This window comes from Sphingobium sp. BS19, assembly GCF_027925545.1.
Lineage (GTDB): Bacteria > Pseudomonadota > Alphaproteobacteria > Sphingomonadales > Sphingomonadaceae > Sphingobium.
Genome location: NZ_BSEF01000001.1, coordinates 433,296 through 450,475, shown reverse-complemented (window position 1 = coordinate 450,475; position 17,180 = coordinate 433,296). Strand labels below are relative to the sequence as shown.

Below are 17,180 nucleotides of genomic sequence, written 5' to 3'. Positions count from 1 at the left end.
CCGCGCACCTTGCCCCGTTATCGATGAACACGCCCCTAACGACCGAGGCAGGCCCGACCGGCGACCTGGCGCTCTACATCCACTGGCCCTTCTGCGTGTCGAAATGCCCCTATTGCGACTTCAACAGCCACGTCCGCGACAGCATCGATCATGCCGCGTGGCAATCGGCCTTGCTGGCCGACATGGCCCATGAAGCGGCACTGACGCCGGGGCGCAGGCTCAGCTCGATCTTCTTCGGCGGCGGCACACCTTCACTGATGCCGCCGCAGATCGCCGCCGCCCTGATCGCCGCAGCGCAGCGCCACTGGACCTTCGCGCCTGACATAGAAATAACGCTGGAAGCCAATCCCAGTTCGGTCGAAGCCGCCCGTTTTGCCGACCTCGCCGCAGCAGGGGTCAACCGGGTATCCCTCGGCCTTCAGGCACTGGACGACACGGCCCTGCGCTTTCTGGGCCGCGCCCATGACGTTGCCGAAGGCCTCGCTGCCCTCGACACCGCACAACAGGTCTTCGACCGCGTAACCTTCGACCTGATCTACGCTCGCCCCGGCCAGAGCGAAGTCGAATGGCAAGCCGAACTTGCCCGCGCACTGGCGTTCGGCACCGGCCACCTTTCGCTCTATCAACTCACGATAGAACCCGGCACTCGCTTTGAATCCATGGTCCGCAAAGGCGATTTCCCTGCTCCCGACCCGGATCACGGCGCGACCCTTTACGAGCTAACGCAGGCCATGACCGAAACGGCAGGGCTCCCCGCCTACGAAATCAGCAACCACGCCCGCCCCGGGCAGGAAAGCCGCCACAACCTTACTTACTGGCGCTACGGCGATTATGTCGGCATCGGCCCCGGCGCGCATGGACGCCGCAACGGCATCGCCACCCAGCGGCACAAGAAGCCGGAAAACTGGATGGCCGCCGTCGATCGCAATACCCACGGCCTCAAAAGCGAAGACAAGTTGTCGCCGGAGGACCGCGGCACCGAGGCTCTGCTGATGGGTTTGCGCTTGCGCGAAGGCGTCGATCTGGAGCGCATCGCGGCGATGTCGGGCGTTGCACGGGAAGCGTTAGTGAACGACGATGCGGTCTTCCACCTATCGGCTTTAGGCCTCGTAAAAGCGGAAGGCCAACGCCTCACGGTACTCCCGCCCGGTATGCTCCTCCTCGATGCAATCCTCCCGCAGATCGTGGTATAGCATCCCCGTCATGCCCGCCGCCCAATCCCTAATCGAAGACTGGCGCCGCCATCTCGCGCAGGACCGACGGCGCTCGGTCCATACCGTCCGGGCCTATATCGCCACGGCGGAGCGGCTGGTGGCTTTCCTGCAAGAGCATCAGGGCGCCAGCGTCACCCGCAACGCCCTGACCACCTTGGCTGCCGCCGACATCCGAAGCTTCCTAGCCGAACGGCGCAGCACAGACGACATCGGCAACCTCTCCACCGCGCGCGAATTGTCCGCTATCCGCGGCTTCCTCCGCTTCGTGGGTGGAGAAGGCGGGAGCATACCGACCCTCAAAGGCCCGCGCGTCAAACGCGGCGTCCCCCGCCCCATCTCGCCCGACGATGTGATCGCGCTGGCGCAGGACATTGCCGACACCGCCCGCGACGGCTGGATCGGCGCTCGCGACTGGGCCGTGCTCCTCCTGCTCTATGGCGCAGGCCTGCGCATCGGGGAGGCGATGGCGCTGACCGGCGCAATACTCCCACTTGAAACCACGCTGCGCATCATCGGCAAGCGCAACAAGACCCGTATAGTCCCCCTACTGCCGCAAGTACGCGAGGCTATCGACGCTTATCTCGCCGTCTGCCCCTATCCCGCTATGCCGGACGAACCCCTGTTCCGCGGCGCGCGCGGCGGCCCGCTATCCCCAGCGCTCATTCGCCGTGCCGTGCAGGGCGCCCGCAGTCGACTGGGCCTATCGGAACGTACGACGCCCCACGCCCTGCGCCACAGCTTCGCCACACATCTGCTGGGACGCGGCGCGGATCTACGGTCGCTTCAGGAACTGCTTGGCCACGCCAGTCTGTCCTCGACGCAAGTCTATACCGAAGTCAACGCCGCGCATCTGCTGGACGTCTATCGCAACGCCCATCCCCGCGCTTAGAGGTCACTCGTCCTTAACAGTCGAAGGTCGCCAGGTTATCAACCGATACACATAAAACAGCCCCGCCAGCACGACCGTAACCGTCGCCGCCGGACCAATATACGTATCGATCTCCTTGAAATTCGCGCCCAGAATGTATCCCGCATAGGCAAGGATCACGTTCCAGATCATCGCCCCCGATGCGGTCCACAGCAGGAACCGGACATGCCCCATCCTGAAAAGCCCGGCGGGCAACGACACCATCGTCCGCAGCGCAGGCATGAAGCGGAACACGAATACGATGGCCTGCCCATAGCGTGCGAACACGCCGTTGATCGCCTCGACATCGCGCCATTCCAGCGTAGCCCAGCGACCGTAGCGATCTACCAGCGGCTTTAACCTCTGGATGCCAAGTTTCCGTCCAATCAGATACCAGAAATAGTTGCCAACCGTCGTGCCTGCCGTCCCGAATAGCAACAACGGCGCCATAGCCATCTGCCCCTGCCCAACGCGGATGCCACCGATCCCCATGATGATTTCCGACGGAATCGGGGGAAACACGTTCTCCAGCACCATCAGGAACGCAATGCCCCAATAGCCGCCTGCATCGATCAGATGGAAAATCCAGTCGGTCATCGAATCATCGGCGTGCAGCGCGCGCCGTTACGCCTGCGCAGCCAGCCGGGCGTCAATAGCGTCCCAGATCATCCCGCCCGTATCGGTCCCGTCAAACGCATCAATGGACACGATACCGGTCGGGGAGGTGACGTTGATCTCGGTCAGCCACTCGCCGCCGATCACGTCGATACCGACGAACAGCAGCCCGCGCTTTTTAAGCTCCGGTCCCATCGCAGCGCAGATTTCCCGCTCCCGCTCGGTCAATTCGGTCTTCGCCGCCGATCCACCGACGGCAAGGTTGGATCGGATTTCACCCTTGCCGGGAATCCGGTTCACTGCGCCCGCTACTTCGCCATCGATCAGCACGATACGCTTGTCGCCGCTAGCGACGCCGGGAATGAAGGCTTGAACCATGAAAGGCTCGACCCACGAGGCGTTGAAGAGTTCCACGAGCGCCGAAAGATTGGCGCCGTTCTTGCCCACATGAAACACCGCCGTCCCGGCATTGCCGTAAAGCGGCTTCACCACGATTTCGCCATGTTCGGCAAGGAAGCTGCGCGTTTCCTCCAGACTGCGGGTAATCATCGTGGGTGGCATGAAGCGGGCGTAATCCAGCACGAACACCTTCTCCGGCGCGTTCCGCACAGCAGCAGGATCGTTGACCACCAGCGTCTCGCCTTGGATGCGTTCGAGCAAATGCGTCGCGGTAATATATGACAGGTCGAACGGCGGGTCCTGCCGCATCAGCACCACGTCAATATCGCGGCCAAGATCCAGCCGGACCGGATCGCCAAATGTGAAATGATCCCCCTGTACCTTGCGCACTTCAACCGGGCGGGCATGGGCGATCACCCGTCCTTCGCGCATCGAAAGGTCCGGCGCGAGATAATGGAACAGCTTATGCCCCCGCGCCTGCGCAGCCAGCATGATGTGGAAAGTCGAATCCCCGGCGATCTTGATCGATTCCATCGGGTCCATCTGCACGGCGACATTAAGGCTGGTCATAAAACTAATCCGTTCGGTTTCGGGAAGGAGGTGTCACCCCCCATGCCAGACGTTGACCAAATGGCGCGGCGGTCGCCCCGGCGCAAGGAGCATCACGTCGATTCGCATGTCGTCGCCCGGCTGGCAGTAGGTTGCAGCGAGTATTTCCGCAGCCGCAGCGACCCGCGCCAGACGTCGCTCGTCTATTGCAAAGTCCAGCTCAGCCACACTGCTACGCGCCTTAACCTCAACAAATGCGACGATTCCCGGCTTACGTACCACCAAATCAACCTCGCCCAGCGGCGTGCGCGCCCGTCGCGCCAATATCTGCCAACCTTTCAACCGCAGCCACCAGCCACAGATGCGCTCCGCCTGCCGCCCGCGCTTCTCCGCTGCCTGCCGGCTCATCCTTTGAGCACCATCGCCCGCGCATAGAGTTCGCGACGATCCAGTCCCAAGGCCTTGGCCACTTCGCCCGCAGCCTTCGACACTGGCAACCGCGCCATCGCTTCGATCAGGGCCGCATCGGCGTCGTCCTGCGTCGCGGGAGGCGCTTCGCCCGGCGGACCGACGATCACCACGATCTCGCCCTTGGGGGGCGAATCGGCGTAGCGCTGGGAAAGCTCGGTGAGGGTGCCGGTTACCGTTTCCTCGAATCGCTTGCTAATTTCCCGCACCACCGCCGCTTCGCGATCCCCCAACCCATCGGCCATCGCCGCCAGACTGTCCGACAGACGCGGGCCGCTTTCGTAGAAGATCAGTGTCGCCCGCAACGCCGCCACTTCGGCCAGCGTATCGCCACGCGCCTTCGCCTTGGACGGCAAGAACCCCATGAACAGAAATCGGTCAGTCGGCAGCCCGCTCAGCGTCAGTGCCACGATGGCGGCGCTTGGCCCGGGCAGACTGGTGACGAACCGCCCCGCGGCTCGCGCATCGCGCACGAGCTTATACCCTGGATCGGAGATCAGCGGGGTTCCCGCGTCGGACAACAACGCCACGACCTCACGCGCCATCCGGTCGATCAGCCGTTGGCGCAGCGTGTCGTTGCTATGGTCGTGATAGGGGACCATCGGCCGGTCGGAACCCGCCGCGCGGAGCAGTTTCGCGCTGACCCGTGTGTCTTCCACGGCGACAACATCGGCCTTGCGCAATATTTCTGCTGCGCGCGGGCTAAGGTCTGCAAGGTTGCCGATAGGCCCCGCGACGATATAAAGGCCCGGTTCGAGAGGGGAATCCGTCGAGGCGGATTCATGAGAAGCAGTTTCCATAAGGACGCCAGATGACAGAGACGGATGCCGGACCGCAAGCAGGCATATTGCCGGTGATGAAACGCAGCGCGCGAATAATGTTCGCTGCAGCCGCCCTGATGGTGGCAGGATGCCAGACGATCATACCGCGTGGCGAGCAGCCGACAGGCCCCACGCCCACGCAATCGACCGAACCCGACACCGTTCAACAAGGCTTGCCGACCGATACGCAGCGGCATCGCGTCGCTCTGCTCGTTCCCATGAGCGGCGCGAATGCGGGCGTTGGCCAGTCGATTGCGAACGCCACCACGCTGGCGATGCTCGATACCAAGACCGAAAAAGTCCGAATCACTACTTACGATACCAACCTCGGCGCCGCCGCTGCCGCAAGCCGCGCACTGGCGGAAGGAAACCGCCTGATCCTCGGTCCACTAATGGCGGAGGATGCCCGCATCGTCGGCCCCATCGCGCAGAAGGCTGGGGTGCCGGTCATCAGCTTCTCCAACGATAGCAGCGTCGCCGGGAACGGCGTCTATCTGCTGGGCTATAACACCAACCAATCGATCGAGCGCGTCGTCACCTTTGCCAAGTCGAAGGGGATGAACAGCTTCGCCGCTCTTGTGCCGCGCGGCACCTATGGCGAACGCGCAGGAACATCGATGCTTCGCGCCGTCGAGAGCGCAGGCGGCACCGTAGTGTCGATGCAGCCGTTTGATCGCTCACCCGGATCGATCACGGCGGCGGTCAAGAAACTCGATGCAGCTTCGGCTTATGATGCCGTGCTGATCGCCGATGGCGGCCGCGTCGCGATGCAGGCCGCGCCTGTTCTGCGCAAAAGCGTGCATGGTGCCAAAGCGCGGGTACTGGGCACCGAACTGTGGAACACCGAAAGCGCCATCGCCGGCGCGCCCGCCCTGCAAGGCGCGTGGTTCGCGGCAGTATCGGACGGCCTCTATCGCCAGCTTGCGACCCGGTATCGCGCGCGCTTCGGCAGCACGCCCTTCCGTCTGTCGTCGCTGGGCTATGACTCGGTGCTGCTGACGGTGCGGATCGCGCAGGACTGGAAAGTCGGCACGCCCTTCCCGGCTCGCCGTCTTTCCGATGCGGGCGGTTTCTCCGGCATCGACGGCGCCTTCCGCTTCACGCGCGGCGGCATCGCGGAGCGCGCGCTGGAGGTCAATCAGGTCAACAGCGGCAGCTTCGGCGTGGTCGATGCCGCCCCGAAGAGCTTCGGCGAGTAACGCCCTAGGCTCCCCTCCCTGCGAAGGGAGGGGAAAGGTCGCTTAGAGAATCGACTGACCCGTCTTTGCCCAATCCGCCATGAACCCGGCAATGCCCTTGTCAGTGAGCACGTGATTGAACAGCGACTTGATGACGGCCGGGGGGGCAGTCATCACATCGGCGCCGATCTTCGCGCTTTCCAGCACATGAATCGGATGACGCACGCTGGCGACCAGGATTTCGGTGTCGAAGGCATAGTTGTCGTAGATCAACCGAATGTCCTGGATCAGCGCCATGCCGTCGAAGCCGTTGTCGTCATGACGGCCGACGAACGGCGAAATGAATGCCGCGCCAGCCTTTGCCGCCAACAGCGCCTGATTGGCGGAGAAGCACAGCGTCACATTGACCATCACGCCATCGTCCGACAGCGCCTTGCACGTCTTGAGGCCATCGATCGTCAACGGCACCTTGATGCAGACATTGTCGGCAATCTTCCGCAGGACGGCGGCTTCCTTCATCATCGTTTCATGGTCAAGCGCGATGACTTCGGCGGACACTGGCCCCTCGACGATGCCGCAGATTTCCTCGACCACTTCGACGAACTTGCGGCCCGACTTGGCGATCAGCGAAGGGTTGGTGGTGACGCCATCCAGAAGGCCCGTGGCGGCCAGATCGCGAATTTCGGCGGTATCTGCGGTGTCGACGAAGAATTTCATGGGTCTGGCCCCTCTTGCTGGCTGATTCGATGGCGACGCTATAGGCGCGCAAACCCCCTTGGGGTAGGGCACAGATCATGACTCGCGCCCGCGTCCTCATCCTTAATGCCGCGCTTGGCCCGCTCGACTATCGTGTACCGCACGGCATGAGCGTCGAGCCGGGTAGCATCGTCGTTGCGCCTCTGGGGCCGCGCCAACTGGTCGGTGTGGTATGGGACGAGGGCAGCTTTCCCGACGTCGAAACGGTCGGCGACAATCGCCTCCGCCCGCTGCTCGGCACGATGGATGCACCGCCGATCCCTGCGCCTCTCCGTCGTCTAATCGAATGGACAGCGGACTATTACATGGCGCCGCCCGCTGCGGTGTTACGAATGGCGCTTGCCTCGCATTCCGCACTGGAAGGCACCCGCACTACTATCGAATATCGCGCGACCGGCAATGTCCCCGAACGCCTCACAGAACAACGCGAAAAGGCGCTGGAGCGGATCGGCGAGCGGCAAGGGCTGGTGCGCGAACTGGCTGCCATCGGTGGCGTATCGGATGCGGTGATCCGGGGGTTGATAAAGGTCGGGGCCTTCGAACCCATCGAGGTCAGCACTGACACCCCCTTCCCCGATCCCGACCCGGACTTCGCGCCACCAGACCTGTCCGAAGAACAAGCCGCAGCAGCCGAACAGTTGATCGACGCCGTCGCCGCGCAGGACTTCCATCCTTTCCTGCTCGATGGCGTCACCGGATCGGGCAAGACCGAAGTCTATTTCGAGGCCATTGCCCGTGCCTTACGGGATGGGCGGCAGATACTCGTGCTGCTTCCCGAAATCGCGCTGACCGAACCCTTTCTCGACCGTTTCACCAAGCGATTCGGCGTGGAACCCGTCGCTTGGCACAGCGGCCTGCGTTCGTCGGAGCGCCGCCGGGCATGGCGGGCCATTGCCACGGGGCAGGCGAAGGTTGTCGTCGGCGCGCGCTCTGCCCTGTTTCTACCCTATCCAAAGCTGGGCGTCATCGTCGTCGACGAGGCGCATGAGACCAGCTTCAAGCAAGAGGACGGGGTTCACTATCATGCCCGAGATGTGGCGGTGATGCGCGGGCTTATGGAGAAGTGCCCGGTCATCCTGGCCTCCGCGACGCCCGCCATCGAAACCCGACACCAAGTTGAGGTCGGACGCTATACCGAGATCAAATTGCCTGCCCGCTTCGGCGGAGCAGTCATGCCCGAAATCATTGGCCTCAACCTGCTTACCCATCCGCCGGAACGAGGCCGTTGGATCGCGCCATTGCTCGTCACCGCGATCGACGAAGCACTGGAAAAGGGCGAACAGGCACTGCTGTTCCTCAACCGGCGCGGCTATGCGCCGCTGACCTTGTGCCGTCATTGCGGCTACCGCTTTCAGTGCCCCAATTGCACTGCGTGGATGGTCGAGCATCGGTTGACCCGCCGCCTCGCCTGCCACCATTGCGGTCATGTGATCCCGGTGCCAAAGGCCTGCCCGGACTGCAAGACCGAGGACGCGCTTGTCCCATGCGGTCCCGGCGTCGAGCGGATTGCCGACGAAGTCGCGGCGCTGTGGCCCGAAGCACGCACCGTCATCGCCACGTCCGACACCCTCTGGTCTCCCGCCCGCGCCGCCGATTTCGTCCGGAGCGTGGAGGGTGGCGCCGTCGATATCATCGTCGGCACGCAGCTTATCACCAAGGGCTATCATTTTCCCAACCTGACGCTCGTCGGCGTGATCGATGCCGATCTGGGCCTTGAGGGCGGCGATCTACGGGCTTCGGAGCGGACCTTTCAGCAAATCGTGCAAGTGTCCGGCCGTGCTGGTCGCGGCGCAAAGCCGGGGCGCGTCTATATCCAGACACGTATGCCCGACGCGCCGGTCATCAAGGCGCTCATCAGCGGCGACACCGAAGCCTTCTACGCCACCGAAACCGCCAGCCGCCGCCACGCCCACGCCCCGCCCTTCGGTCGCTTCGCCGCCATTATCATATCCAGCGAAGACCCTGCCGAAGCTACCGATATAGCTCGCCAGATTGGCAGGAGCGCGCCGGAGATAGAGGGGATGCGCGTCTACGGACCCGCTCCCGCCCCGCTCGCCGTCCTGCGCGGTCGCCACCGCCACCGCCTCCTCGTCCACGCCACCCGCCAACTGGACGTGCAAAGTGCGATCCGAGAATGGCTGGGCAATGTTGTCTGGAAATCCGGCACCCGGGTCGCAGTCGATATCGACCCTTACAGTTTCATGTGATGAACATGCCCATTCCAACCCCGTGCACCAAGATCTGCGCGCTCGATGCGTTGAAGCGGCGCTGCGTCGGCTGCGGGCGGACGCTTGATGAGATTGGGCGATGGTCGACTATGGCAGATGCCGAGCGACTGGCGATCATGGCGCGGCTTAAAGCCGACGCGCGTTAAGCCTTTCGCTCCGCTTCCAGCAGCTTTTCCTTGCGCTCCAGCCCGTAGGCATAGCCGCCCAACGATCCGTCGGTGCGCAGGACGCGATGGCAGGGGACCAACACCGCCAGCACATTGTCGCCGCAGGCAGAGCCAGCGGCGCGGACGGCACCCGGTTTGCCGATGCTGGCCGCGACCTGGCTGTAGGTGCGTGTTTCGCCTGCCGGGATGGCGCGCAGGGCGTCCCACACGGCCTGCTGAAACGCCGTGCCCTGCACATCTACGGGGAGGTTCGCGGTTCGGGCGGGGTTGTCCACCAGCGCGACGACTTCAGCAACCATTGCCGCAAAATCGGCATCGGCGGGCCGGATGTCCGCCGCCGGGAAGCGGCGCCGCAGTTCCGCTTCGTCCTCGTCGAAGCTGATGCGGCACAACCCCTTTTCGGTCGCCGCGATCAGGGTCGCGCCGAGGCTGCTTTGCACGATGGCATAGCGGATCGTGACCCCCGCTCCGCCTTTCTTCCATGCACTCGGCGTCATGCCCAGCCGCTGCCCGGCATCGGCATAGGCGCGGCTAGGAGCGTTGTAGCCAGCATCGTAAATTGCATCGGTCACGCGGTTGTCCTCCTCCAAAGCCGACTCCAGCCGGTCGGCGCGTAGCTTGCGAGCATAGGCAGCGGGCGTGACGCCTGTCGCCCGTTTGAACAGGCGGTGGAAATGATGCGGGGCATAGCCAACGGCCTGCGCCAAGGCATCGAGCGACAGCGGCCCCTCAGATAAGTCGATGAGCGAAAGTGCCTGGTCGACAGCCTGCCGGTCGCGGCCCACTTCGTCAGGGCGGCAGCGGAGGCAGGCACGATAACCCGACACGCGCGCGCTCTCCGCGTCTGAAAAGAATATTATATTACAACGACTTGGGTGTCTCGCCGGGCAGCTTGGTTTGCAATAGATACCTGTCGTCAGCACGGCCCCGACGAAGTGCCCGTCCATATCGCGGTCCCGCCGGGAGAAGGCCTCCCAGCAAGCATCGGGGTCCAGTGTTGGATGGATCATGGTCATTTCGCTCATCGACTTATCTTGCCCCGCGCGCCGCGCAAAGGCTTCCCGTGTCTTGCGTTCAAAGCGAAGACAACTCTTTCCCGTTTTACTTCGCGGCCAATGGCCATATGTATCGCGCCATATGACATCCCTTTTCCGCCGTTTCGCCGCCTTGCTGCTCCTGCTGGGCTTTGCCGCCACGGCCCGCGCCGATCAGATGGACCTGACCGCCGCTGCGCGTGGCGTGGTGCGCGTGGCTCTGGTCGCGACCGATGGCGCGGAAGCCTATTTCGTGGGGCATGGCAGCGGGCTGGTGGTCGCGCCGGACAAGGTGCTGACTAACGCGCATGTCGTGGAAATGACGCGCGAGGAAAAGAACATCGTCATCGGCGTCGTCCCTTCGGAGGGCAAGAAAAGCTATGGCGGAAAAGTTATCGCTTACTCCCCGGGCAACGATCTTGCGCTGATCCAGCTCGATCAGGGCCGCTTGCCACCCGCCACCTTCTACGCCGGTGCGGTGGCCGACGGGCAGCATGTTACTGCCATCGGCTATCCCGGCACGGTGGATCGGGCGCAGGGGCTGGGCCTCAAAGACATGGTCGAGCCGATGCAGCCGGTGAAGACGGGCGGCAATGTGTCGTCGGGCCGTTCTGGCAAGGCGTTCGATACGATCCTGCACACAGCGCCGCTGGCATCGGGCAACAGCGGCGGCCCGCTGGTGGACGATTGCGGGCGAGTGCTGGGTCTCAACAGTTTCGGATCCATATCGGAAGGTAACGATGCCGAATTCGGCTTTGCAGTGTCGAACCGCGAAATTGCTTCGTTCCTGCGGCAAGCCGGGGTCAGTTTCTCGCGTACATCCGCGCCGTGTCGCTCTCTTGCCGAAATCGACGAAGCAGAAGCACGCCGGATAGCGCAGGATGCCGCCAGCAAGGATGCCTCCGCCCGCACCGCCGCCGCTGCACAGGATGCCGCCCTGGCCAAGGCGCGCGATGCCGCCGAACAGGACGTGATATCGGCACGCGAGAATATCATGGCGCTTGCTGCCGTGCTGCTGGCACTGGCAGTGCTTGCGGCGGGCGCATCGGGTTTGACCTATACGCAAGGCAAGCAGAAGCCCTCGCTGTGGTTCGGCATCGGCGGCGGCGTGTTGCTCATCTCCGCTGCCCTCGCGTTTTTCCTGCGCCCCAGCTTTTCCAGCATCGAAGATCGCGTGGCCGCAGCCGCGGTCGATAGCGGCGCGGTGACGTCCACACAGACCATCGGCTATGCGGCGGCTGGCGACAATATATGCCGCATCGATGAGGCCCGCAGTCGTATCACGGTGTCGGAGACAACCGACGTTCCGCTCAACTGGACCGATACGGGCTGCGCCAATGGTCGTCGGCAATATCTGAAAGACGACACTGGCTGGATCAGCGTCAACAGCACGCCCGACGATGCCGCCATTGCTGTCACACGCTTCGATCCGGGGACGGGTGCCTTGAAGAACGAGCGGTATCTGGCCGATGCCGATACGCTGGAACGTGCACGCGCCATCCGTGCAACAACCGATGCGGGCGCCTGCACAACCGATACGGCTGCACTGGCGAAACTGGGCAGGATGCAGAACGATCTGCGGGCCATCCTGCCGCTGCAACCTAATGAGCGGCTGGTGTATCAATGCGGCAAGGGGAAGGTTCCTGAACAGTAGGCCCTAAGCAGCCTTGCGGACTTCGCCCGATAGGCGCGCAAATTCATCGCGTAATATGTCCGATTGGCGGGCAATGTCATCCGCCGTCGCGAGCAGCCCCTGCGCTGCGGCGCGGACCTCTGTGGAACGATGCTGAAGCTCGGTCATGCCGTTCACCGCATCGCGCGATCCGTTCCGCACGGTGCCGAGGGCCGACACGATCTGGCGGCTTGAAGCGTTCTGGGACGCGATAGCGCGACCGATCTTGTTAGCGTTGTCGTCCAGCCCCGCCGCCATCGTTTCGACCAGCGAGACGCTGGCGAGCACATCGTCGCTGGTGGTGGCGATATGCTGCAGCCGTCCATCGATCTCTCCGGCGAGAGTCTGGGTTTGCTTGGCGAGTGCCTTCACTTCCTGTGCCACGACTGCGAACCCCCGCCCTGCTTCACCTGCCCGGCTCGCTTCGATACTGGCATTAAGTGCCAGCATGTTCGTTTGCTGGGCAAGCCCGGTGATCTGATCGAGCGCGCCGCCGATATCCTGCACCAGTTCGTGCAGCGCGCGTGCGTGGGTGCGATTTTCCTGGCTCTGGGCATAAACGCTGCCGGCCTGAACCCGCGCAGAGTCGACGCTGATGTCGACATCGCTGACGATCGCCATCAGCGCTCCGCTCGAATCCTCTATCTGCTTCATGCTATGCGCGATATTCTCGACATCGCGCGTAGCTTCCAATGCCATATGTTCCGACGAGGCCGAGGTTTGCGTCATCTGCTCGGCCATTGTGCGCATAGAGGCCGCAGCGGCGGCAAGCCCGCTGACAAGATCGGATAGTCCTGCTTCGAAACGCTGGAAGAGCGCGTCGAGGCGCCTGGCACGATGCGTTGCCGCTTCGGACGCGGCTTGTTCCATGGCACGCATATCGGCTTCGGCCTGATGGCGTGCCAATGCCTCGCGTCGGGCTTCATCTGCTCGCGCAGCCGCGGTGCCGATGGCCCGCGCAATATCGCCGATTTCGTCTACCCGATCATGATGCGGGACCGCCCGCGCGCCGTCTATGGCGTTTCCTGCCGTAAATGCCGCGATTTCCGTAAGGGGCTCCACGATATTGCGATGCGCGAAACGCAGTACGAAGAAACCGATACCAATGCCCGCAATCAAGACGATGCCGATGACAAGTTGCGTCCCCCAACCGATCGTGCGCAACAGATCGCGCTCTCCATCGGCCAACTGACGCAAACCCTGCACATAGCGCTCCGAACCGACGAGCAATGGATCGACATGGGTGTAGAATGTGCCGGACAGAAAGAAATCGATCCCATCCCGGTCCTGCTTTTCCAGAAGCTGGATCAGTTCCTCGACAGCGCGATCGGCAGGGCCGCGCTCATCGATGATCTCCTGCCACTTTACCCCGCCCGCGGTTTCCGTCGCGGTGCCTTCCAGTTGCCGCCAGTCATTGGCGATGATTTTCTGAACCGAACCGATGGCGCTCGCGCCGCCCTGCGGTGTCATATTGCCGCTGCGCACCTTGTTGGCGATGACCAGCACCTGCTCATAGCTGCTCATGGCATTTTGCAGGCGGCTCATCGGCGCCATGCGATTGTCGACCAGCCGTGCGAGGCCGATCTGGTTGATCGTTGAGGCCGCAAAGACCGAAAGCGTGAGGATCAGCAATAGAGATGCAAGAATGACGACCAGCAATCGCACGCGGTCGCCAAGGGACCGTCGTTCGCTCTGGAGCAGCCCTTGCCACCTGTCATGCAACGAAACCATAAACGCGCCACCCGCAATTCTTTCTTGTGGGCGCGATATGCATCGGCGGCTGATAAAAATAGGTTAACGACATCGGGGTTGGAAGGCGCAAGTCGCTGGAGAAAATGACTTAAAACCGTCATATTTCTGTCATGAAGCCGTTAACCTTTGTCTCGGATCATGTCGCGCCATCGCCCGGTGAAATCCTTCTCAGGGCAGCCTGACACGCGCTTCTCTTTCCGACGATCCCCTACCTTTGGCCTATGCCGTCCAGTAATCTCTTGTGGCGTCTTGCATCGGGGCAACCCTCCTGCTAACCGGCCCCCACATCAGGGGGATGGGCAACCACCTCCCCTTCTTGGCATGTGTGCCATTTCATTGCGGAGGACTTTCACAGCGTGGAGACGAGCGGCAGTATTCAGGCCAGCCTCAGCGGACGCTATGCCGTGGCCCTGTTTGAATTGGCACGGGACGGCAAGGCGCTCGACGCCGTGGGCGAAAGCCTGGCCGCGCTGAAGACGGCATTGGCCGAATCCAGCGAGTTCAAGGCCCTTGTGGTCAGCCCGCTGGTCAGTCGTGACGCCGCGACGAAGACCGTCGCTGCCGTTGCGCAGTCCATGGGTCTCGATACGCTGACCGGCAATTTCCTGGGCGTCCTCGCGCAGAACCGGCGTCTGGCGCAATTGCCTGCCGTGATCCGCGCCTATGAAACGCTGCTGTCGAATCACCGTGGCGAAGCCCGCGCGGAAGTCGTGTCGGCGCACAAGCTCACTGCTACCCAGATCACGGCTCTGCAAAAGAGCCTGAAGGCCCGTGTCGGTCGCGATGTCGCGGTCGATGCAAAGGTCGACCCCGCAATCCTCGGCGGGCTGGTCGTCAAGATCGGCAGCCAGATGATCGACAGTTCCATCCGCACCCGTTTGAATACTCTCGCCCACGCTATGAAGGGCTAAAGACCCGCAAGGGTCCGATGAAAGGCTAAGTCATGGATATCAACGCCGCAGAAATTTCGAAGGTCATCAAGGACCAGATCGCCAGCTTCGGCACCGAAGCGCAGGTTTCCGAAGTGGGCACCGTGCTGTCCGTCGGTGACGGCATCGCCCGTATCCACGGGCTGGACAATGTGCAGGCCGGTGAAATGGTCGCCTTTGCCAACGGTGTGCAGGGCATGGCCCTCAACCTGGAAGCCGACAATGTCGGCGTCGTGATCTTCGGGTCGGACAGCGAAATCAAGGAAGGTGACGTCGTCAAGCGCACCGGCACCATCGTGGACGTTCCCGTGGGCAAGGGTCTGTTGGGCCGCGTTGTCGACGGTCTGGGCAACCCCATCGACGGCAAGGGTCCGATCGTTTCCGACCAGCGCATGCGCGTGGAAAAGAAGGCACCGGGCATCATCCCGCGCACGTCGGTCCATGAACCTGTGCAGACCGGCCTGAAGGCCATCGACACCCTCGTCCCCGTCGGCCGTGGCCAGCGCGAACTGATCATCGGCGATCGCCAGACGGGCAAGACCGCCGTCGCGATCGACACCTTCATCAACCAGAAGGGCGTCAACGCAGGCGACGACGAAAGCAAGAAGCTCTATTGCATCTATGTCGCCGTCGGCCAGAAGCGTTCGACCGTTGCGCAGATCGTGCGCCAGCTCGAAGAGAACGGCGCGATGGAATATTCCATCGTCATCGCCGCAACCGCTTCGGAGCCTGCGCCGCTGCAGTATCTCGCACCGTACACCGGCGTGACGATGGGCGAATATTTCCGCGACAATGGCATGCACGCCCTGATTGTGTATGACGATCTGTCCAAGCAGGCCGTGGCTTATCGCCAGATGTCGCTGCTGCTGCGTCGTCCTCCGGGCCGTGAAGCGTATCCGGGTGACGTGTTCTATCTCCACAGCCGCCTGCTTGAGCGCGCGGCCAAGATGAATGCCGACAATGGTTCGGGTTCGCTGACCGCGCTGCCGATCATCGAAACGCAGGCCGGTGACGTGTCGGCTTATATTCCAACCAACGTGATTTCGATCACCGACGGCCAGATCTTCCTTGAAACCAACCTCTTCTATCAGGGCATCCGTCCCGCGATTAACGTCGGTCTCTCGGTGTCGCGCGTCGGTTCCGCCGCGCAGACCAAGGCGATGAAGAAGGTGTCCGGCTCGATCAAGCTGGAGCTGGCACAGTATCGCGAAATGGCTGCATTCGCACAGTTCGGTTCGGATCTCGATGCTTCGACGCAGAAGCTGCTGAACCGCGGTGCGCGTTTGACCGAGTTGCTCAAGCAGGCGCAGTTCTCGCCGTTGCCGTTCGAAGAGCAGACCGCGTCGATCTTCGCAGGCACCAACGGCTATATCGACGGCGTCGCAGTGAAGGACGTCAATCGTTACGAAGAAGCGATGCTGTCCTACCTGCGTCACGATCACGCTGACCTGCTGACCGCAATCCGCGACAGCAAGGATCTGTCGGACGACAGCAAGGGCAAGCTGAAGGCTGCCCTGGACAGCTTCGGCAAGTCGTTCGCTTAAGAGTAATCCGTCATCCCGGCCTGCGCTGGGATGACGAACCACAAGGTTCGTCATGGCAAGTCTGAAAGAACTCAAAGGGCGGATCGCCTCGGTCAAATCGACCCAGAAGATCACCAAGGCCAAGCAGATGGTCGCCGCAGCCAAGCTCCGCAAGGCGCAGGCGGCTGCCGAAGCGGCGCGCCCGTATAACGAGCGTCTGGAACGCATCGTTGCCACGCTGGCTTCGCGCGTGACCGCCAGCGAAAGCAGCCCCAAGCTGCTGGCCGGAACCGGCAAGGAAGACGTGCACCTGCTCGTCGTCGCCAACTCCGACCGTGGTCTGGCCGGTGCGTTCAACGCCAATATCGTGAAGGCTGCTGTGCTCAAGGCGCGCTTCCTGATCGCTGAAGGCAAGACCGTGAAGTTCTTCCTGATCGGCCGCAAGGGACGCCCGGTGATCGCGCGCACCTTCCCCGGCATGATCGTGGGTCAGTTCGACACGACCGGCGCGAAAGCCCCTGGCTACGATCAGGCGCAGGCAATCGCGCATGAAGTCAGCGACATGTTCTTTGCCGGACAGTTCGACGTGGCGCATCTGTTCTACGCGACGTTCAAGTCCGCGCTGGCGCAGATCCCCACCGAACAGCAGCTTATTCCGGTCAAGATCCCGGCAGATGCCCCCGCCGCCAGCAACGCTGCAGTGGAATATGAGCCGGACGAGGAAACCATCCTCGCCGACCTGCTGCCGCGCAACATGACGATCCAGTTGTTCAAGGCGTTGCTGGAAAACATGGCGTCGGAACAGGGCGCGTCGATGACCGCGATGGACAACGCCACGCGCAATGCCGGCGACCTGATCAACAACCTGACCATTCAGTACAACCGCAGCCGCCAGGCCGCGATTACGACTGAGCTTATTGAAATTATCGCTGGCGCAGAAGCGCTCTAAAAGACCCGAAGGCAAGGAA

At 62.7% G+C, this 17,180-nt stretch carries 16 protein-coding genes; 9 read left to right on the top strand and 7 right to left on the bottom strand.

What is annotated here, in order from left to right; translation table 11 throughout:
• Window positions 1-23: 23 nt before the first annotated feature.
• Window positions 24-1,193, top strand: coding sequence for a radical SAM family heme chaperone HemW (gene hemW / locus QMG56_RS02185; RefSeq protein ID WP_281820914.1), 1,170 nt, complete (start codon window positions 24-26; stop codon window positions 1,191-1,193).
• Window positions 1,194-1,203: 10 nt separating this feature from the next.
• The gene (locus tag QMG56_RS02180) at window positions 1,204-2,103 is read left to right on the top strand and encodes a tyrosine recombinase XerC (RefSeq protein WP_281820912.1); all 900 of its coding nucleotides are present in this window, start codon (window positions 1,204-1,206) and stop codon (window positions 2,101-2,103) included.
• Between the two features lie 3 nt (window positions 2,104-2,106).
• Here QMG56_RS02180 and QMG56_RS02175 read toward each other — a convergent pair whose 3' ends face one another.
• The 4 genes from QMG56_RS02175 to rsmI are packed head-to-tail and all read right to left on the bottom strand — an operon-like array spanning window position 2,107 to window position 4,952.
• Window positions 2,107-2,718, bottom strand: a complete 612-nt coding sequence (locus QMG56_RS02175) for a DedA family protein (RefSeq protein WP_281820910.1) — start codon at window positions 2,716-2,718, stop codon at window positions 2,107-2,109.
• 27 nt (window positions 2,719-2,745) lie between these two features.
• Complete coding sequence (gshB, locus tag QMG56_RS02170) at window positions 2,746-3,705, bottom strand: glutathione synthase (protein ID WP_230188460.1); 960 nt, start codon at window positions 3,703-3,705, stop codon at window positions 2,746-2,748.
• Between the two features lie 33 nt (window positions 3,706-3,738).
• Window positions 3,739-4,092: a YraN family protein gene (locus QMG56_RS02165; protein WP_281820909.1), complete on the bottom strand. Its 354-nt coding sequence runs from the start codon at window positions 4,090-4,092 to the stop codon at window positions 3,739-3,741.
• Window positions 4,089-4,952, bottom strand: a complete 864-nt coding sequence (gene rsmI / locus QMG56_RS02160) for a 16S rRNA (cytidine(1402)-2'-O)-methyltransferase (protein ID WP_281820907.1) — start codon at window positions 4,950-4,952, stop codon at window positions 4,089-4,091. The genes QMG56_RS02165 and rsmI overlap by 4 nt, the downstream gene beginning before the upstream one ends.
• Before the next feature lie 11 nt (window positions 4,953-4,963).
• On the opposite strand from rsmI, the gene QMG56_RS02155 reads away from it, so the two are divergent.
• Window positions 4,964-6,172 (top strand): penicillin-binding protein activator, encoded by a 1,209-nt coding sequence (locus tag QMG56_RS02155; protein WP_375713613.1) that lies wholly within the window; start codon window positions 4,964-4,966, stop codon window positions 6,170-6,172.
• 42 nt (window positions 6,173-6,214) lie between these two features.
• Here the strand turns inward: QMG56_RS02155 and fsa are convergent, their stop codons facing one another.
• Window positions 6,215-6,868: a fructose-6-phosphate aldolase gene (gene fsa, locus QMG56_RS02150; protein ID WP_230188463.1), complete on the bottom strand. Its 654-nt coding sequence runs from the start codon at window positions 6,866-6,868 to the stop codon at window positions 6,215-6,217.
• A gap of 77 nt (window positions 6,869-6,945) precedes the next feature.
• Between fsa and QMG56_RS02145 the strand changes: the two genes are divergently transcribed.
• Window positions 6,946-9,114 (top strand): primosomal protein N', encoded by a 2,169-nt coding sequence (locus QMG56_RS02145; RefSeq protein ID WP_281820904.1) that lies wholly within the window; start codon window positions 6,946-6,948, stop codon window positions 9,112-9,114.
• On the top strand, window positions 9,114-9,281 hold the full coding sequence (locus QMG56_RS02140; protein WP_281820983.1) for a DUF1289 domain-containing protein: 168 nt from the start codon (window positions 9,114-9,116) through the stop codon (window positions 9,279-9,281). Before QMG56_RS02145 ends, QMG56_RS02140 begins: the two co-directional genes overlap by 1 nt.
• Here QMG56_RS02140 and ada read toward each other — a convergent pair.
• Entirely contained in the window at window positions 9,278-10,327 is a 1,050-nt protein-coding gene (gene ada / locus QMG56_RS02135; protein ID WP_281820903.1) for a bifunctional DNA-binding transcriptional regulator/O6-methylguanine-DNA methyltransferase Ada, read from the bottom strand. The genes QMG56_RS02140 and ada overlap by 4 nt on opposite strands.
• A gap of 112 nt (window positions 10,328-10,439) precedes the next feature.
• Between ada and QMG56_RS02130 the strand changes: the two genes are divergently transcribed.
• Window positions 10,440-11,990 carry a S1C family serine protease gene (locus QMG56_RS02130; protein ID WP_281820902.1) on the top strand — a complete coding sequence of 517 codons (1,551 nt, stop codon included), beginning with the start codon at window positions 10,440-10,442 and terminating at the stop codon, window positions 11,988-11,990.
• Between the two features lie 3 nt (window positions 11,991-11,993).
• Here the strand turns inward: QMG56_RS02130 and QMG56_RS02125 are convergent, their stop codons facing one another.
• Entirely contained in the window at window positions 11,994-13,739 is a 1,746-nt protein-coding gene (locus tag QMG56_RS02125; RefSeq protein WP_281820901.1) for a methyl-accepting chemotaxis protein, read from the bottom strand.
• Window positions 13,740-14,116: 377 nt separating this feature from the next.
• Here QMG56_RS02125 and QMG56_RS02120 point away from each other — a divergent pair, with 377 nt between their 5' ends.
• From QMG56_RS02120 to QMG56_RS02110, 3 genes are read left to right on the top strand one after another with little or no spacing between them, the layout of a single operon-like run.
• Window positions 14,117-14,671 (top strand): F0F1 ATP synthase subunit delta, encoded by a 555-nt coding sequence (locus QMG56_RS02120; RefSeq protein ID WP_230188469.1) that lies wholly within the window; start codon window positions 14,117-14,119, stop codon window positions 14,669-14,671.
• 32 nt (window positions 14,672-14,703) lie between these two features.
• Window positions 14,704-16,233 carry a F0F1 ATP synthase subunit alpha gene (gene atpA / locus QMG56_RS02115; RefSeq protein WP_281820900.1) on the top strand — a complete coding sequence of 510 codons (1,530 nt, stop codon included), beginning with the start codon at window positions 14,704-14,706 and terminating at the stop codon, window positions 16,231-16,233.
• Window positions 16,234-16,285: 52 nt separating this feature from the next.
• Window positions 16,286-17,161 (top strand): F0F1 ATP synthase subunit gamma, encoded by an 876-nt coding sequence (locus tag QMG56_RS02110; protein WP_281820899.1) that lies wholly within the window; start codon window positions 16,286-16,288, stop codon window positions 17,159-17,161.
• Window positions 17,162-17,180 lie beyond the last annotated feature (19 nt).